Source organism: Flavobacterium sp. SLB02 (genome assembly GCF_009664855.1).
Taxonomy (GTDB): Bacteria; Bacteroidota; Bacteroidia; order Flavobacteriales; family Flavobacteriaceae; genus Flavobacterium.
In genome coordinates, this window is the sequence record NZ_CP045928.1 from 324979 (window position 1) to 340323 (window position 15345).

Genomic DNA, 15345 nt, shown 5'->3' on the forward strand with positions numbered 1-15345 from the left:
TGACACAATAATTAATTACAAGATTTTATGAAAAAAGCAATCAGTACGCTACTTCTGGCATTCGTCTTTTTTTCTGCGAAAGCAGCTAAAATCGATACCATTCAGGTTTTCAGCGCTTCGATGAATAAGAGCATAAAAACCTGTGTCATAACCCCTGATAATTATAAAAAAAGCAATACAAAATTCCCTGTGGTTTATTTGCTTCACGGTTTTAGCGGCAATTATGCAACCTGGGTAAAAAGCTTTAAAGAAGTGGGGAAACAGGTCGACCAATATGGCTTTATAGTAATAGGTGTTGACGGAAATTATTCCAGCTGGTATTTTGACAGTCCGATAGATACGGCGTTTAAATACGAAACTTATGTGGTTAATGAATTAGTACCTTTTGTAGATAAAAATTACAAAACCACTGCCAGCCGCGAAGGCAGAGCAATATCCGGTCTTAGCATGGGCGGACACGGCGCTTTGTATTTATCCTTTAAACATCAGGATGTATTTGGAGCAGCAGGAAGCATGAGCGGAGGAGTCGATATTCGTCCGTTTCCTGAAAATTGGGACATAAAAAAACGTTTGGGCAGTATCACCGAATTTCCTGAAAACTGGGAGAAAAATACTGTTACAAATATGCTCGATTTGGTAAAAGACAATAAGCTGAAATTGATTATCGATTGTGGTGTTGATGATTTTTTTATGGATGTAAACAGGGAACTTCATAATAAAATGCTGGCTCTAAAAATAAATCACGATTATATAGAGCGCCCTGGAAAACATAATATTGAATATTGGGAGAATTCGTTAAAATTTCAATTGTTGTTTTTTGACAATTTTTTCAGGGACAATAAAAATAAATAAGAAATTATGTATTGCGATTAACACTAGCAATACATAACTATTGGTTTGGTTACCTATCCTAACAGGTTTTTTTAACCTGTTAGGTATTTTTTCGCCACAGATTAGAAAGTTTTTTTCGCCACAACTCGCACAAATTGTCACGAATTAAATCTGCTAAATCTGCTGAATCTGCTTGAGAAAAAAAATATATGGATTAAAAGAAAGCTTTGCGAACATCTCGTAAAAGCTTTGTGGTTAATCTAACACCATCATAATAGAATTTGTTTCAAAATAAATTAAAACAAACCCATGAAATATCTATTTTCCAGAATATTATTAATTTTTATAATTGCGTCAGGCTTCAGCCAAAAAACAGAAAAATCAGGTAACATCAAATTTGTACAGCTTACAGATTTGCATGTTTCTCCGGGAAATGAGAATGATTTTTTGCTGCAGAATATTATAAAAGAAATCAATAAATCTGATAATGAATTTGTGGTGGTAACAGGAGATTTAACCAATCGTGGCGCCGATGACGAACTTAAAAATGTTGATGCTATTCTTTCGAATTTAAAAATCCCTTATTATGTTATTTCAGGAAATCACGAAACCAATTGGAGCGAAAGTGCCGGTTTAACCTATAAAAAAATATGGGGCAGCGACCGCTTTGTATTTTCAAAAGGAGAATATCTTTTTATCGGATTTCCGTGTGGGCCTTATATGAAAATGGGAGATGGTTTTGTAAAACACGAAGATGTGCTTTGGCTGGATAAAACGTTACAAGACAGCCTTAAAAACAGCCATAAAAAAGTATTGAATTTTGCGCATTATCCGTTAGACAATAGCGTGAGTAATTACAAAGAAGTACTTTCTGTTTTAGAAAAATATCCTACAGTTGTCAGTTTCTGTGGTCACGGACATACTTTAAAAAAATATGATTTTTCCGGTTTGAGTGGTATTATGGGCGCATCGATTACATCCCGCGACGGAAAAACAAAAAGCTACAATGAGGTAATTATTAGTAAAGATAGCATTAGTATGTATCAGAAGGAATTGGAAAAACCAGGCATTTTTAAATTTTCAGTTCCAACGAAACCTTCAAAAATAGAGATTCCAAAAGATACTTTCGACAATAGTTTTCCTCCGTTTATAAAAGATATTGCCTCTATTTATAGTCTTCCTTCTTTCGATAAAAAGAACCTTTATTTTGCTAATTCTATTGGTGAAATACAATCAGTCAATTTAAAGAATAAGACTTTGAACTGGAAAACAGAAACAGGAAATGTCATTTATTTTTCGCCTGTAATGGTCAAAAATGTTCTTGTTGTGGGTACAATAGAAGGAAATATAGTGGGATTTGATAAAGACTCGGGTCAACAAAAATGGAGCATTCCTGTTGGCGGAATTTTGGTTGGTTCGCCGATTGTCGAAAACAATAAACTTTATACAGCGAGTTCTAATGCATTTATTTGTATTGATGCAATTAGCGGAAAAATAATCTGGCAGAATAAATTACCGGAGTCTTATTCGCAGGGAGTTCCTTTGATACATGGCGATCTAATTATTTTTGGCGCATGGGATACCAATGTTTATTGTTTGAATAAAAATACGGGAACGCTCATTTGGAAATGGAATAATGGTAACAATAAACAAGTTTTATATTCTGCCGGAAATGTAAATATGGTGGCATCAAAAAAACGACTTTATTTGGTTACTCCGGAACGTTTTCTGACGATTTTAGAAATAGAAACCGGTAAAACTCTTTTAAGAACTTCAAAATGGAAAGTTAGGGAATCGATGGGGAAAGGTCAGGACGGAAAATGGTTTTATGCCAAAACAATGGAAGGCGAACTTTTAAGATTACCGCTTAATGATGATCTGGAACTAACGGAAGAAAATTTGGTAAACCAAAGCAAAATTTTGGATTTAAAACTAGGATACGAACACAATCCCGCGGGAATATTAGAAAATAAAAATAAGATTTATACAGGCAGCCGAAAAGGTGAAGTTGTTGTTGTGGATGCTGAAAAATTTGAGATTATAAAACAAATCAATTTAGGAAGTTCCAGTGTAAACGGCTTCTCGGTTGACGATCAGGGAAAAGTTTGGACATCGCTTATAGAAGGCGGTATTTATTTATTAGAGTAGTTATGTAGTTAGTTATCCTAACAGGTTTTTAAAACCTGTTAGGTATTTTATTAGCCACAGATTAAAGGATTTAAAGGATTTTTTTCGCCATAGCCCGAGCGACAGCGAACAGGCGAAGCAATTCCACAAATTTCCGTGAATTGAATCTGCTGAATCTGCGAGAGAAAAATAGACTCCAGAAATTACTGAAATAAAGAACTAAACAGATGGAATAGCATAGCGAACTTTGCGTAAAAACCTTGCGAACTTTGCGGTTAAATCTCCTGCCAAAAAAACATAAAACTATATTAACTAACCAAAAATAATATTTATGAAAAGTTTAAAGATTTTAATTTTATTATTACTGTTTCAAACCAATATTTTTAGCCAGCAACCAGCAAAAAGAGAAATGCGTGCTGCCTGGATCTCGACAGTAGACAATATCGACTGGCCATCGAAACCTGGCTTGTCAGACAAGGAAATGAAGACCGAAATGATTACGATTTTGGATAATTTACGATCTTATAATCTGAATACCGTTGTTTTTCAAATTCGTCCTACTGCAGATGCTTATTACAAATCGACCAAAGAACCTGCATCACACTGGATTACAGGAACTCAGGGAGTTGCTCCGGGTTTTGATCCGCTGCAATTAATGATCGATGAAGCCGGAAAACGCGGAATGAGTGTTCATGTTTGGCTTAATCCGTATCGTGTGCAAAAAGATACGACAAACGAAGTGCTTTCAAAAAATCATTTGTTTTTTAAGAAACCTGAACTGTTTCTTACCTATGGAAAAACCAGATATTTTAATCCGGGATATAAAGAAACGAGAGATTTTGTAGCTTCTGTAGTGGGCGAAATAGTTCGTAATTATAATATTCAGGCCATTCATATGGATGATTATTTTTATCCTTATAAAATTGCAGGACAGGAATTTCCTGATCAGGCGGCTTTCGCCAAAGAGCCTCGCCAGTTTAAAGACAAGGACGATTGGAGAAGAGACAATGTCGATTTGATTATCAGGCAAATACGAGACACGATAATTGCCAATAAACCAGATATCGAATTTGGAATTTCACCTTTTGGAGTCTGGCGAAATATTGCCAAAGATTCACAAGGTTCTAACACAGTGGCTGGAGCTACGAATTATGATGATTTGTATGCCAATATTTTGAAATGGCAAAAAGAAAACTGGATCGATTATGTAACGCCTCAATTGTATTGGCACATTGGTTTTGACAGGGCTAATTTTGAGGTTTTGGCAAAATGGTGGGCAGCACACAAATACGGGGCAAATGTTTACGTAGGTCATGGGGTTTATAAACTTTCGAAAACAGCAAAAGAAGTAGAATGGAGAAGTCCGGATCAAATTGTGAAGCAAATAGAAATCGTGAGATCAATGCCTTTGCTTGATGGTTCGATGCATTTTACGGCAACTAATTTCCTGAAAAAAGGTGATACGCTGAGAAAACCTCTTATGGAAAAACAATATAAATATATTGCCTTAACACCTGAAGCCAATAGAATTACAAGGATAAAACCTCAGCCGCCAGTAAATGTTTCGATTGCTCAAAAAGGAGGTACTGCAGTGCTGACATGGAAAGCTGGTGTAAACAATCAGAAATATGTGATTTATAGATTTCCTAAATCAAAAATAACCGATTTCTCTAATCCGGAGAATATTTATTATGTTACTACAGCAACAAAATTAGAGGTTCCGAACGCTAATTTACAGCAATATACTTATGCCATTACCGCTTTGAGTAATACCCAAACAGAGAGCAGTCCGATACAATTTTAATACAATAAAAAAGCTTGAAAAGATGAAAAAAAGTATTTTACTAATCGCCATTTTCCTGAGTTCGCTGAATACGATACAGGCTCAGAAACTGGATATAATCCCGAGGCCTGTAAAAATAAAACAGAAAGATAATGCGTTTGTAATTCCTTCTCCTTTGAAGATTATTATTGACAAAAAAATAGAGAAAAGCACTATTTATATTGCAAGTGATTTTTTTAAAACTACAGGAATTACGGCATCAGTTGTTAATGGAAATAAACAGGAAAAAAATACAATAGCACTTTTGGTAGATGAAAAAATAAATCTTCCAAATGATGGTTATCAATTGACAGTAAATAAAAAAGGAGTTCTGGTAAAAGGAAAAACGCCAAACGGAGTGCTGAATGGCTTTCAGACCTTAATACAAATTTGTTCTGCAAAAGACGTAAAAAAAGGAACAATTCCGTTTGTGAAAATCGAAGATTACCCTCGTTTTGACTGGCGCGGAATGATGCTGGATTGTTCGAGACAATTTTTTGATAAACAAACGGTTGAAAATTATATCGATTGGCTGGCAGCACATAAAATGAATGTTTTTCACTGGCATCTTACGGATGATAACGGCTGGAGAGCCGAGATAAAATCAATGCCGGATTTAACTGCAAAAGGAGCATGGAGAGGACCGGGTGAAGTATTGTTGCCATCGTACGGTTCAGGAGACAAACGTTATGGTGGTTTTTACACTCAGGAAGACATGAAAGAAGTGGTAGCTTATGCATCTGCCAGAGGGATTGCTGTAATGCCCGAAATTGAAATTCCGGGACATTCGCGTGCGGTAACAGCAGCGTATCCGGAGATTGGTTGTGCTATAACGCAGGAACTTAAAAGTGTTCAGGGTGAAGTAAAAAATGTCTGGTGTGTTGGTCGTGAAGAAAACTACCAAATATTAGATTCGATCATTAGAGAGGTTTCGGGACTTTTTCCTTTTGAATATATTCATATTGCAGGAGACGAAGTGAATCGTGCTAACTGGGAGCATTGTCCAAAATGCCAGGCTTTGATGGCGAAAGAAGGATTTACAGATAGTTTTCAGCTTCAGAATTATTTCTTTAGAAGAGTTCAAACCATTGTGGATAAATATCATAAAAAAACAAATGGCTGGAACGAAATTTTAAAAGGGGGAGAAATAAATCCAAATACCTTGATTAGTGCGTGGCAGGGAATAAGTTACGGAATTGAATCGGCTAAAAGAGGTCATGAAACCATTATGATGCCGGGACAATATACGTATTTTGATATGGCACAATCTGAAAATGAGCGCGGACATCGCTGGGCAGCTATTACAGATACCAAAAGAGCGTATTCGTTTGAACCAATTCCTAATGATGATTTAACACCGGAACAGCAAAAACTTATAAAAGGAGTTCAGGGTGCTTTGTGGAGTGAATATCTGGATCGCCCGACGCGATTTATGGAATATCAAAGTTATCCGAGAATTGCTGCTTTATCAGAAATTGGATGGACTAAAAAGGAAGATAAAAACTGGGATGATTTTTATGGAAGATTAACACACAGTCATTTACAGCGTTTGGCCAATATGGGAATTGCTTTTAGGGATTTTCCGCCAACAGCAATTTACAAAAGCGGAATTATTACGGTAACCCCGCCTTATGAAGGAGCTGTTGTGCGTTATGATGCGCAAGGAAATGAACCTACAAGACAATCGCCTTTGTATACAAGCCCGATTCAGACCAAAGAATACGAACAATATATGTTCCGTACTTTTTTTAATGAAGATGTGGCAAGTCCTGCTGTAAAAGTCGATAAATTACCGGTTGCCAACTGGAATACCTCTAAAATTGAAGTGTTGAACATTTCAGAGAATATTTCTGAAAATGTAGACAAAAAAGGAATCTGGTACTTAACTTTTGATCCAATAGCTGATGGAAGCACAAGCGGAATTATTAAATCGGTTTCACTTTTTGAAAATGATAAATTGATACAAACTTACGCAGAAGAAAAAACATTAAAATCAAAACCCCGTTTGCGATTTGTGATCGAAAATTATAACGAAAAAAATACCTATCGTTTGGATTTTGTTGTGGACAATAAAGAAGCAAAAGAATCTGCTGCAAAAGTAAATTTCAATTGTTCTCCTTATTTAGAGCCAGAAGTAAAAGTAACGTCATCGATGGCGGATAACCCTAAATTTCCTATTTCAAAATTAGAAGATTATAATATAGAAACGTATTTGCGTACCGATGTTGCCTGCGCAAATGGCGACTGGATTTTATACACATTTACCAATGCCGTTGTTTCTTCGAAAATTGATGTATTGACAGGAATTCCGCATCACCCGAGATTTATTGTCAATGACGGTCATGTAGAATATTCATACAATGGTGTTGACTTTGAAAAAGGAGACAGTTTTGATTACGGAAATGCATCTATCTATCCAAAACAGCCTGTAAAAGCAGTAAAGATTGTGATTACAGCCACCAACAATGAACCTTTGATGGCTGCTCAGGACTTAAGAATTAATCCATAAAAAGTATGAAAAAAACAGGAGTGAGAGTCGTACTTGTCTTTTTGATTTTTTTAGGGATAAGTTGCAAGACCCTTAAAAATTCAAAAAAGTCTTTTGATACAAAGCAAAATGAAGTTTTCATTGATTCGATGATGAATAATGCCCTGGGTAAAGGATTTTTTCCCGGAGCGCAAATCATGGTAGGGAGTAAAGATTCTGTTTTTATTTTGAAAAATTATGGATATCATGATTATTCAAAAAAAGAATTAGTAAAAACAGACGACGTGTATGATCTGGCTTCTATGTCTAAAGTTTTGGGAGCAACTCTTGTAGCCATGCGTTTGGTGGGCGAGGATAAAATAGGTTTACAGGATAAATTGGGAGATGTTGTTCCTTTCTATAAAAACTCCGCTATTGCAGATTTAACCCTTTTTGAATTATTAACGCATACCACTGGACTAACGCCAAGTATTACTTTTTATCAAAGTTTGCTCTCTACGCCTGATGGTTCGCCTTTGCTAAGCAATCAGCAATCTGAGAATTATCCTGATTTATTTGATACGATGTATGTGAATAAGAATATTGTTTACGATACAAGATACCTTTCTTTCGAACCTAAAGAGCATTATATTCAGATCTACAAAAACATGTGGCTGAATCCCGAATTTTATCAAACGGTTTATGCTAAAATTGCGGTTGCCAATACGCATCCGCGTGGTAAATATTTGTACAGTGATCTCAATTTGCTTTTGGTTCAGCAAATGATGGAAACAAAAACGGGTCTCAAACTCGATCAATTGGCCAAAGGAATTTATAATGAATTAGGCATTTCAAAAATTGGATACAATCCGCTAAAATGGACTTCGGAACAAAATGTGATGCCAACTGAAATTGATAATTTTTTTAGAAAAGATACGATCAAAGGTTATGTGCATGATGAAGCGGCGGCTCTTTTGGGTGGAGTTTCAGGAAATGCAGGTTTGTTTGCCAATGCCCAATCGATTTCGGTAATATGCCAGATGCTGCTTAATAATGGTCAATACCACGGAAAACAAACTCTAAAGGCACGAGTGGTGAAACAGTTTACAAAATCGCCTTTGGCCAAAAAAGGTATCTATCGCGGCCTTGGATTTGATAAACGAAAACCGGATGAATTTTACGGTAAAAATGATTTTGGACATACGGGTTTTACAGGAACTTTTTTCTTTCTGAATCCTGATAATAACAGGTTTTTAATTATCCTTACCAATCGCGTAAATCCAACGCGAACGAATAGATTAATGTACAAAGATGATTTTAGTGCTAAAATTTGGAAACAAATTAATGAGTAAAAAAAAGTTACCGCGTTTTTTTTGCCACGAATTGCACAAATTTTCACGAATTAAATTTTGTGAATCTGCAAAATCTGCGAGAGAATAATTTAGCCACTCCCTATAGCTATCAGGATAAAAGATTAGAAGGATTTTTGTTTCACGCAGATTCTGCAGATTTAAGCAGATAGGCACAGATTATAAAATTTAAATTCATCTGCCTTAATCTGCAGAATCTGCGTGAAAAATTAACAGCAACAAAATGAAAAATCTTTTTAATTCTCTAATCTGTGGCAAAAAAAATAAACGATATGAAAAAACTATTAATTTGCGTACTAATTACAACAGTATCTTTTGCGCAAAAAATAAAAACAGGCGCTGAAAATTACGCAGCCTATTTGCCTTTACTTAAAGGAAAAACAATCGGAATTGTAACCAATCAAACCAGCATTATCGATGAGAAAATCCATCTCGTTGATTTCTTGGTTCAGAAAAATATCAAAATCAAAACCATTTTTGCACCGGAACACGGCTTTCGTGGTACTGCCGATGCCGGCGAACATGTATCAGATGAAATTGATGCGAAAACAGGTTTGGCTATTACTTCCCTTTATGGAAAAAACAATAAACCAACTCCTGAACAATTAAAGGGAATTGATGTTATGGTTTTTGATTTGCAGGATGTGGGAACGCGTTTGTATACGTACGTTTCTACGATGCATAGAATTATGGAGGCTTGCGCAGAGAATAATATTCCGCTAATTGTACTGGATCGTCCAAATCCGAATATTGCGATTGTAGACGGCCCTGTTTTGGATATTGCTTTTAAAAGCGGAATAGGAATGCATCCAACGCCTTTGCTTCACGGAATGACTTTGGGGGAAGAAGCCAAAATGATCAATGGACAAAAATGGCTAAAAGACGACATTCAATGTAAATTAACTGTGATTCCGTGTTTGAATTATAACCGAAGCATGACGTACAGTTTACCCGTTCGTCCTTCGCCAAATTTGCCTAACGACCAATCGATTAATTTATATGTGAGTTTGTGTCTTTTTGAAGGAACGAATGTAAGTATGGGACGCGGAACCGAAAAACAATTCCAGATTTACGGCTCGCCTTATTTACCAAAAAGCGATTTTGCCTTTACTCCAAAACCTAATTTTGGAGACAAAGATCCTTTGTACAATGGAGTAGAGTGTAATGGAGAGGATTTATCGGCAATTCCGAGAATTAATAAGTTAGAAATTAAATGGCTGATTAAAGCTTATCAGACTACGGCAGATAAATCTAAATTTTTTGATAAAAGAAAATTCTCTATTCGCGCAGGAAATGAAAAACTACAACAGCAAATCGAAGCAGGAATCTCAGAACAGGAAATAAGAAACAGTTGGAAAGAAGGTTTGCAGGACTTTAAAAAAATGAGACAACAGTATTTGATTTATAGAGAGAAGTAAGCTTTAATAAAAAGTAAAACTAAAGGGATTGGCATAAGGCTATTCCCTTTTTTTTGTGGAATAGTTTATAATGGAATAAAATATTTATTTTTCGATATGAAATTTTGGGTCGATTGTAATTAGTAGCCTTTTAAATAATTGTATTAAACGATTTCGGATCGATTTAAGAATCAGAGTCATGGCATCGAAATTTTCGACTTCTTTTTTTGTTTTGATCGCAATAATATTACTGATGATCGAAATACCGTCGCTTACAATAAGTAAATCCATAACTATGGTTACAAACCAATTGAAGTCGTAATTAAGCCCTTTGCTCATCAATGCCAAAGCGGTTGGTATTAGCAAAACGGCTAACTTGGAAACGAATCCTAGAGCTAATTTTTTAAAACTGAATTTGTTGTTTAGTACAATGGTTTTTATGATGCCAAGAAAGGTATCCATTACCATTAAGTAAAACAGTACTTTGACAATTCCTGTGTCCATTTCTAAATAAATAAAAATGGCGTAAAGCAGTAGTTTTAATTCATTCGAATATTCTGAAAATTTATGAATCATTGGTTTTTGTTTTTAGAGATTATTTGGGGTCGGTAAGAAATCTTTTGGGGTTTTTATGCCCCAAAAGATTATTAGTAATTACAATTTACTTTTTATAAAGAACTTATGGTTATTGAAGCTTCCTTATAAGCAGATGCATTTCCGCTAGGATCGATTGCTCTAACTCTGTAAGTATATGTTCCGTTTGATGAAACTTGCTCACTATAATACGTATTAGGATTTTTTTTCAAAACTGTAAATAAGGAACCAAAGGCACTTCGCGAAAGTTCATAATCTATGGGACTATCGTCGTCTTGTGATTGAGCCCATTCAAGTAGTATATAACCTTGACCATTATGAACGCAAGAAAAAAATGAAGGTAGTGTTGGTGGAGTTGAGTCTGCTGCAAGTGTAGCTGTAGTTACAGTAGCTGGCACAGATAAATTTCCTGCAGCATCTTTTGCTCTGACCTGGAAGCTGTAAGAAGTATTGGCAGATAACCCAGTAACATTATAAGTTAGAACTTCTTTTCCTAATTCGGCTAAAGGAGTATTGCTATTGTCTTTATAAACCAGATAATTAGTAACACCAACATTATCTGTAGATGCAGTCCAGGTTAAAGTTAAACTTTTAGTACCAATCTTTGAAACTGTTAAAATTGTTGGACTTGTAGGTGCTATTGTATCGACAGGCGGAGTAATATTTCCTGTGTATTCTATAAAATGAACAACTCTATAAGGGTTTAATATTGAAAAAGGCATATCGCCACCAAAAGGTTTTATTAATTCTCCTCCAACATAATCCCCGTTTGCATGATCTCCAACTGTCAAACCACTATTACCTCCCCAAGTGCCTCCTTTTTTTAATGCAGTTCCATTTATAGGGCTTATTTTAGGGAGTTCGTCAATTGTTAATTTTTTGTTTTTAGAACCTCCATCCCTTACAGTCCAATTATTAAATTCTAACTGAGTACTATCAAATCCAACAGGCATTCTACCTCTCAATGGCACATATTCTTCCCAACCTTCAGGAAATGGAGCTGGTTTCCCCCAAATGGCAATCATTCCTTTTGGCACTGCTGTTGCAGGTTTTTCTTCTAAATCTGTGATGCGTTTAATAAGTGATTCTAATAGTGTATTGCTTTTAGTAACCTGATTTGAACTGTCTACAACTAACAAAGAACCAGTAGAATTGGATGAACTGATATTGTTTAAATATACTTTTCCGCCAATATTTGTATTTTCCCAATCTGACCCATAATTTAAAGAAAGATTTGTACTGTCGTTTACTATTGCTCTGCCTAAGTTTGATCCCAGTCTAAAATCTGTAACTCTTACATTGGCTGTAGGGGTTTCTTTTATATCTAACTTTGATAATTGATAAGAACCCAAATTCAGATCTCCTTCCATTGCCTTTGATCCCTTAAGCGGAAGATAGTTACTACTAATATCTGCTTCAATTTTATCGATGTTTGCTTCAACGCCGTCAATATTTGCCTCTATTGCAACGATATTTGTTTTAATTGCCTGAATAATCGTTTCAATTGCCTCAATATCTTTAACGATTTCAAAATCATTCAAATCATAATAATATACTGTTAGGGCATCAGTCATCGAAGGAAATGCAGGACGATTAGTGTATTCATCCGGAGTGATATATTTTGCATCATAATCAAAATAAGCGGTTTGTAATACTCCTGTTCCGTATGTTAGATTTGTACCTGTTTTGGTAGTTTTTAGAAATTGCGTTGGAGTACCTTTTTCAATAGGGTATAAAATTCCTTGCAATATTTTTACAGCTGTTTCGTCTTTAGGATCTTTTTCTTCCTGATGAATAATAGCCCAGCCTTTTTTGTTGTTCGTTGCTGGAGTTATAGTATAGTTCTTATTGGTCTTAATACTTAAATGTCCTTTTAAAGCTCCAAATAACTCAGATCTGTAAGCCGTTTGTAGTCTTTCCAAAGTTTCTTGCTCAAGAGGAAAACCTCCTGGATGAGTAAAATTTACTTGTTTCATTTTTATTTATTTAAATGTCTGTTGTTTTTATATTATTTTGATTTCTTATGTTTAGAATATTTCTTCTTATGTCAATTTTTAGCTTAATCTTTTGCTGAATAAGAATAGGTTTCATAACTCTTTCCTGCCAGTTTATAAAAGTTAAGGAGATCGTTATATTTCTTATCTGTCACATTGATAACTTCTGTGTTTGACACGATTCCTTCTTTCTTTGGTTGACTCAGTATCGTTTTATTGTCGATTAAATTTTTAGGAACAAATACTCTGAAATTAGCATAATTTATTTGTGTATAATCTGTACGATGGGCGAGATAAACAGGTTTATAGTTTTTATTTTTTTTATACTCATCGTGAGTATATACTTCTAATTGCGGGATCATTAAAGGTCCATCGACGAGATTGCCATCTGGTGAAGTAATCTTTGGTTCGTAATACTCTTTGTGCAGATATACATATTGTAAGGCAGGTTTGACCGATTCGTCGATATAAATTAACCTGTCTGATCGTTTTTGTTTGGTGCTTGCATTGGGATTGTAACTTTTGTCAGGATTAAAGGTTTCGTTCAATACTTTTTCCAGATAAATGACCTGGCCCGTATGCTGCATTTTATAAAGAATCTCTTCGTAAATGGTATGAAGCGGGGTTAGTAAAACATCGAGCCAGTCTATGTGCGTTTTTTTTCTAAGAATAGGAGGGACGAGCCATAACAATAGCTTTTCCCATTTTAAAACAGTGTATTTATTCATTGTATATATTTTAGTCTATTGTTTATCTCGGTAAAATGTATAAGGAATATAGTTTACCTCAAACTCAAGGGTATCCATGTCAAAATAACCGGCTTTTGGAATAAAATATTCTATGTTGGTAGCATCAGTAAGCGCAGGGTTCTGTGTGTCATTTGGATTTTTTGCTACAGAAGTCTGAACCTTGGTCAGGATAGGAATTTTAACCCCTTCTGCTTTTTGAACGGCATCTACCAGATATGTTTTGACAAAGGCACCATTGAATTCAATGTTTTTCAAATGTTCTCTAATCGAGTTTATTACAGGAAATTCCTGATCATCTATTATTAATGAACCATTTTTTTCATTTAAAGGATCTGTTAATAATGCTAATTCGTATTCCGCTAATTTTATTTTTTCCTGGGTTGTTAAATCTCTGCTTAAACTTTTTAACTGATAATATTCAATGTCTTTTGGGTCAATGTAAATAGTCAATGGATCGATGTAAACATTCAATTTTAATTGTAGAATATCGCCCTGATCAGATGTGATGTGTACCTGATTTCCTGCATCTTTGATCTTGGCGATATATTCTTTAAAAGCAAAAAGCTCGTTAGGAACGTCGATTCTTGAAATTTTATCATCTTTTACAGTGGCTACTTTTATAAAAACAACCCCAACTTTATTATGAAAATAGTCAGAGAATATTTCTTCCGGTTTTTTGTTGGGATCTAGTACTGTCCCTAAATCAATTTCGCTTACTGCACAATGTTTGATTATTTTAGCATTTTCGATTTCGGTATCAGAAAGTTTTGTGGTATCAAATTGATAAGAACCTTCTTTCCAGATTAGGGGTATTATGTTGCTCGAATCCGGATCTATAGGTATCCCGTAATGAAAGTTCAAAGCCTGTTCGCGATACCAGTTTAGCGTGTGAGGTCTTGATATCAGGGCGTTTTTTTCGACTATTTTTTCGTGTACCCAAATTGCAGTTGCAACTATGTTGATCCAAAGTTTCCAAATCGCAGCTTTTGAATCTGTTAAGCCGTTTAGAGAGGTTTGTTTCCCCTTTTCAATCAGGATTTCATCCTGTATTTCAGCAATTGTACGTGCCATATTGTGTTTTTTAGATATAGTTTAGCCTGTAAGTCATGTGTAATATGCTTATAGATAATTGTTTATGTTTTTTGTAAATACTACTAAGAAGTAGTTTTCTTTTTAGAGATTTCTAAAAGGAGATGAAATGTATTTTTACCTACAATTTAGATAGTAAGAAGCATCTTTTTAGGTAAATGCAATTGAGGTTTTATTAATAAATGATAAAATCATCTTCAATAATCATATAATCAATTCCGGAGAAGTTGTCCAGCAAATACTGTTCTTCGTCTGTAATAGAAGTGGCGGGTTTCAAGTTTCTGGAATTGTAATATTCAACAATATCCTTTTTAAAGGCTTCACGACCAATTTTTAAATCTTCGTAAACAGAAATGTCATCTGTAAGGTTAAATTGATCATTGTCTTCCAGAATATCGAATACTTTTTCTATGCTTCCGTATTCTTGCAAAGAGATGTCAAAAATGTTTTGGTTTTCCTGTGGTTTAATAGTTTCCATCGATTTTAATGTTTTGTAGATCGTTGACATCTAATGTTTTTACATAAAAATTGTCATACGATAATTGTTTGTCTATTTCGTTTTCTAGTCGTAGCCTGGAGGTTGCATCCGGGCTGTTAATGTATTTTTTTATTCCTACTCCAAGAATAGGAAACTCTTTATAACTTCCTTTCTGGCTTAACAATAGATGTTCTATATTTTGCTGATCTGCCTCTTTTATGGCGAAATCTCCGTTTGTAATCAACAAGTCTTCATCTATGATAAAATCTTTCATATGTCGTTATTTTTATTGTTTTTATTAATGAATATCTCCTTTGAATCTGCGCGCCATACCCAAGAGAAGATGTTTATTTGATACTGTAAAAATAAGCTTTGCTTACTCCTTAATCAAGAATTTAGGACTTAGTAATCAGTAGTTTCAGTAAGT

12 protein-coding genes are annotated in these 15345 nt (G+C 34.9%); 6 read left to right on the forward strand and 6 right to left on the reverse strand.

Going from position 1 to position 15345, the window contains the following annotated elements; translation table 11 throughout:
- The first annotated feature begins 27 nt into the window (after window positions 1-27).
- From GIY83_RS01405 to GIY83_RS01430, 6 genes are all read left to right on the forward strand, one after another.
- A complete protein-coding gene (locus GIY83_RS01405) occupies window positions 28-852 on the forward strand; it encodes an alpha/beta hydrolase family protein (protein WP_194615639.1) in 825 nt (274 codons plus the stop codon).
- Window positions 853-1140: 288 nt separating this feature from the next.
- A complete protein-coding gene (locus GIY83_RS01410) occupies window positions 1141-2979 on the forward strand; it encodes a PQQ-binding-like beta-propeller repeat protein (protein WP_208684211.1) in 1839 nt (612 codons plus the stop codon).
- A 310-nt stretch (window positions 2980-3289) separates the two neighbouring features.
- A complete protein-coding gene (locus tag GIY83_RS01415) occupies window positions 3290-4762 on the forward strand; it encodes a glycoside hydrolase family 10 protein (protein ID WP_194615641.1) in 1473 nt (490 codons plus the stop codon).
- Window positions 4763-4784: 22 nt separating this feature from the next.
- Window positions 4785-7289, forward strand: a complete 2505-nt coding sequence (locus GIY83_RS01420; RefSeq protein WP_208684213.1) for a beta-N-acetylhexosaminidase — start codon at window positions 4785-4787, stop codon at window positions 7287-7289.
- Window positions 7290-7294: 5 nt separating this feature from the next.
- Window positions 7295-8599 carry a serine hydrolase gene (locus GIY83_RS01425; RefSeq protein WP_194615643.1) on the forward strand — a complete coding sequence of 435 codons (1305 nt, stop codon included), beginning with the start codon at window positions 7295-7297 and terminating at the stop codon, window positions 8597-8599.
- A gap of 290 nt (window positions 8600-8889) precedes the next feature.
- The gene (locus GIY83_RS01430; RefSeq protein ID WP_194615644.1) at window positions 8890-10035 is read left to right on the forward strand and encodes an exo-beta-N-acetylmuramidase NamZ domain-containing protein; all 1146 of its coding nucleotides are present in this window, start codon (window positions 8890-8892) and stop codon (window positions 10033-10035) included.
- An 84-nt stretch (window positions 10036-10119) separates the two neighbouring features.
- Here GIY83_RS01430 and GIY83_RS01435 read toward each other — a convergent pair whose 3' ends face one another.
- From GIY83_RS01435 to GIY83_RS01460, 6 genes are all read right to left on the reverse strand, one after another.
- On the reverse strand, window positions 10120-10590 hold the full coding sequence (locus GIY83_RS01435) for a phage holin family protein (protein WP_194615645.1): 471 nt from the start codon (window positions 10588-10590) through the stop codon (window positions 10120-10122).
- A 92-nt stretch (window positions 10591-10682) separates the two neighbouring features.
- Window positions 10683-12584, reverse strand: coding sequence for a fibronectin type III domain-containing protein (locus tag GIY83_RS01440; RefSeq protein WP_208684215.1), 1902 nt, complete (start codon window positions 12582-12584; stop codon window positions 10683-10685).
- 83 nt (window positions 12585-12667) lie between these two features.
- A complete protein-coding gene (locus tag GIY83_RS01445) occupies window positions 12668-13330 on the reverse strand; it encodes a hypothetical protein (RefSeq protein WP_194615647.1) in 663 nt (220 codons plus the stop codon).
- 15 nt (window positions 13331-13345) lie between these two features.
- Complete coding sequence (locus tag GIY83_RS01450; protein WP_194615648.1) at window positions 13346-14422, reverse strand: hypothetical protein; 1077 nt, start codon at window positions 14420-14422, stop codon at window positions 13346-13348.
- A gap of 193 nt (window positions 14423-14615) precedes the next feature.
- Window positions 14616-14918: a hypothetical protein gene (locus GIY83_RS01455; RefSeq protein WP_194615649.1), complete on the reverse strand. Its 303-nt coding sequence runs from the start codon at window positions 14916-14918 to the stop codon at window positions 14616-14618.
- A complete protein-coding gene (locus GIY83_RS01460) occupies window positions 14905-15192 on the reverse strand; it encodes a hypothetical protein (RefSeq protein WP_056252824.1) in 288 nt (95 codons plus the stop codon). Before GIY83_RS01460 ends, GIY83_RS01455 begins: the two co-directional genes overlap by 14 nt.
- Window positions 15193-15345: the final 153 nt, after the last annotated feature.

Excerpts from the sequence above, each read along its gene's own strand:
- GIY83_RS01405 (WP_194615639.1), top strand. The coding sequence starts at position 28 with ATGAAAAAAGCAATCAGTACGCTACTTCTGGCATTCGTCTTTTTTTCT.
- GIY83_RS01410 (WP_208684211.1), top strand. The coding sequence starts at position 1,141 with ATGAAATATCTATTTTCCAGAATATTATTAATTTTTATAATTGCGTCA.
- GIY83_RS01415 (WP_194615641.1), top strand. The coding sequence starts at position 3,290 with ATGAAAAGTTTAAAGATTTTAATTTTATTATTACTGTTTCAAACCAAT.
- GIY83_RS01420 (WP_208684213.1), top strand. The coding sequence starts at position 4,785 with ATGAAAAAAAGTATTTTACTAATCGCCATTTTCCTGAGTTCGCTGAAT.
- GIY83_RS01425 (WP_194615643.1), top strand. The coding sequence starts at position 7,295 with ATGAAAAAAACAGGAGTGAGAGTCGTACTTGTCTTTTTGATTTTTTTA.
- GIY83_RS01430 (WP_194615644.1), top strand. The coding sequence starts at position 8,890 with ATGAAAAAACTATTAATTTGCGTACTAATTACAACAGTATCTTTTGCG.
- GIY83_RS01435 (WP_194615645.1), bottom strand. The coding sequence starts at position 10,590 with ATGATTCATAAATTTTCAGAATATTCGAATGAATTAAAACTACTGCTT.
- GIY83_RS01440 (WP_208684215.1), bottom strand. The coding sequence starts at position 12,584 with ATGAAACAAGTAAATTTTACTCATCCAGGAGGTTTTCCTCTTGAGCAA.
- GIY83_RS01445 (WP_194615647.1), bottom strand. The coding sequence starts at position 13,330 with ATGAATAAATACACTGTTTTAAAATGGGAAAAGCTATTGTTATGGCTC.
- GIY83_RS01450 (WP_194615648.1), bottom strand. The coding sequence starts at position 14,422 with ATGGCACGTACAATTGCTGAAATACAGGATGAAATCCTGATTGAAAAG.
- GIY83_RS01455 (WP_194615649.1), bottom strand. The coding sequence starts at position 14,918 with ATGGAAACTATTAAACCACAGGAAAACCAAAACATTTTTGACATCTCT.
- GIY83_RS01460 (WP_056252824.1), bottom strand. The coding sequence starts at position 15,192 with ATGAAAGATTTTATCATAGATGAAGACTTGTTGATTACAAACGGAGAT.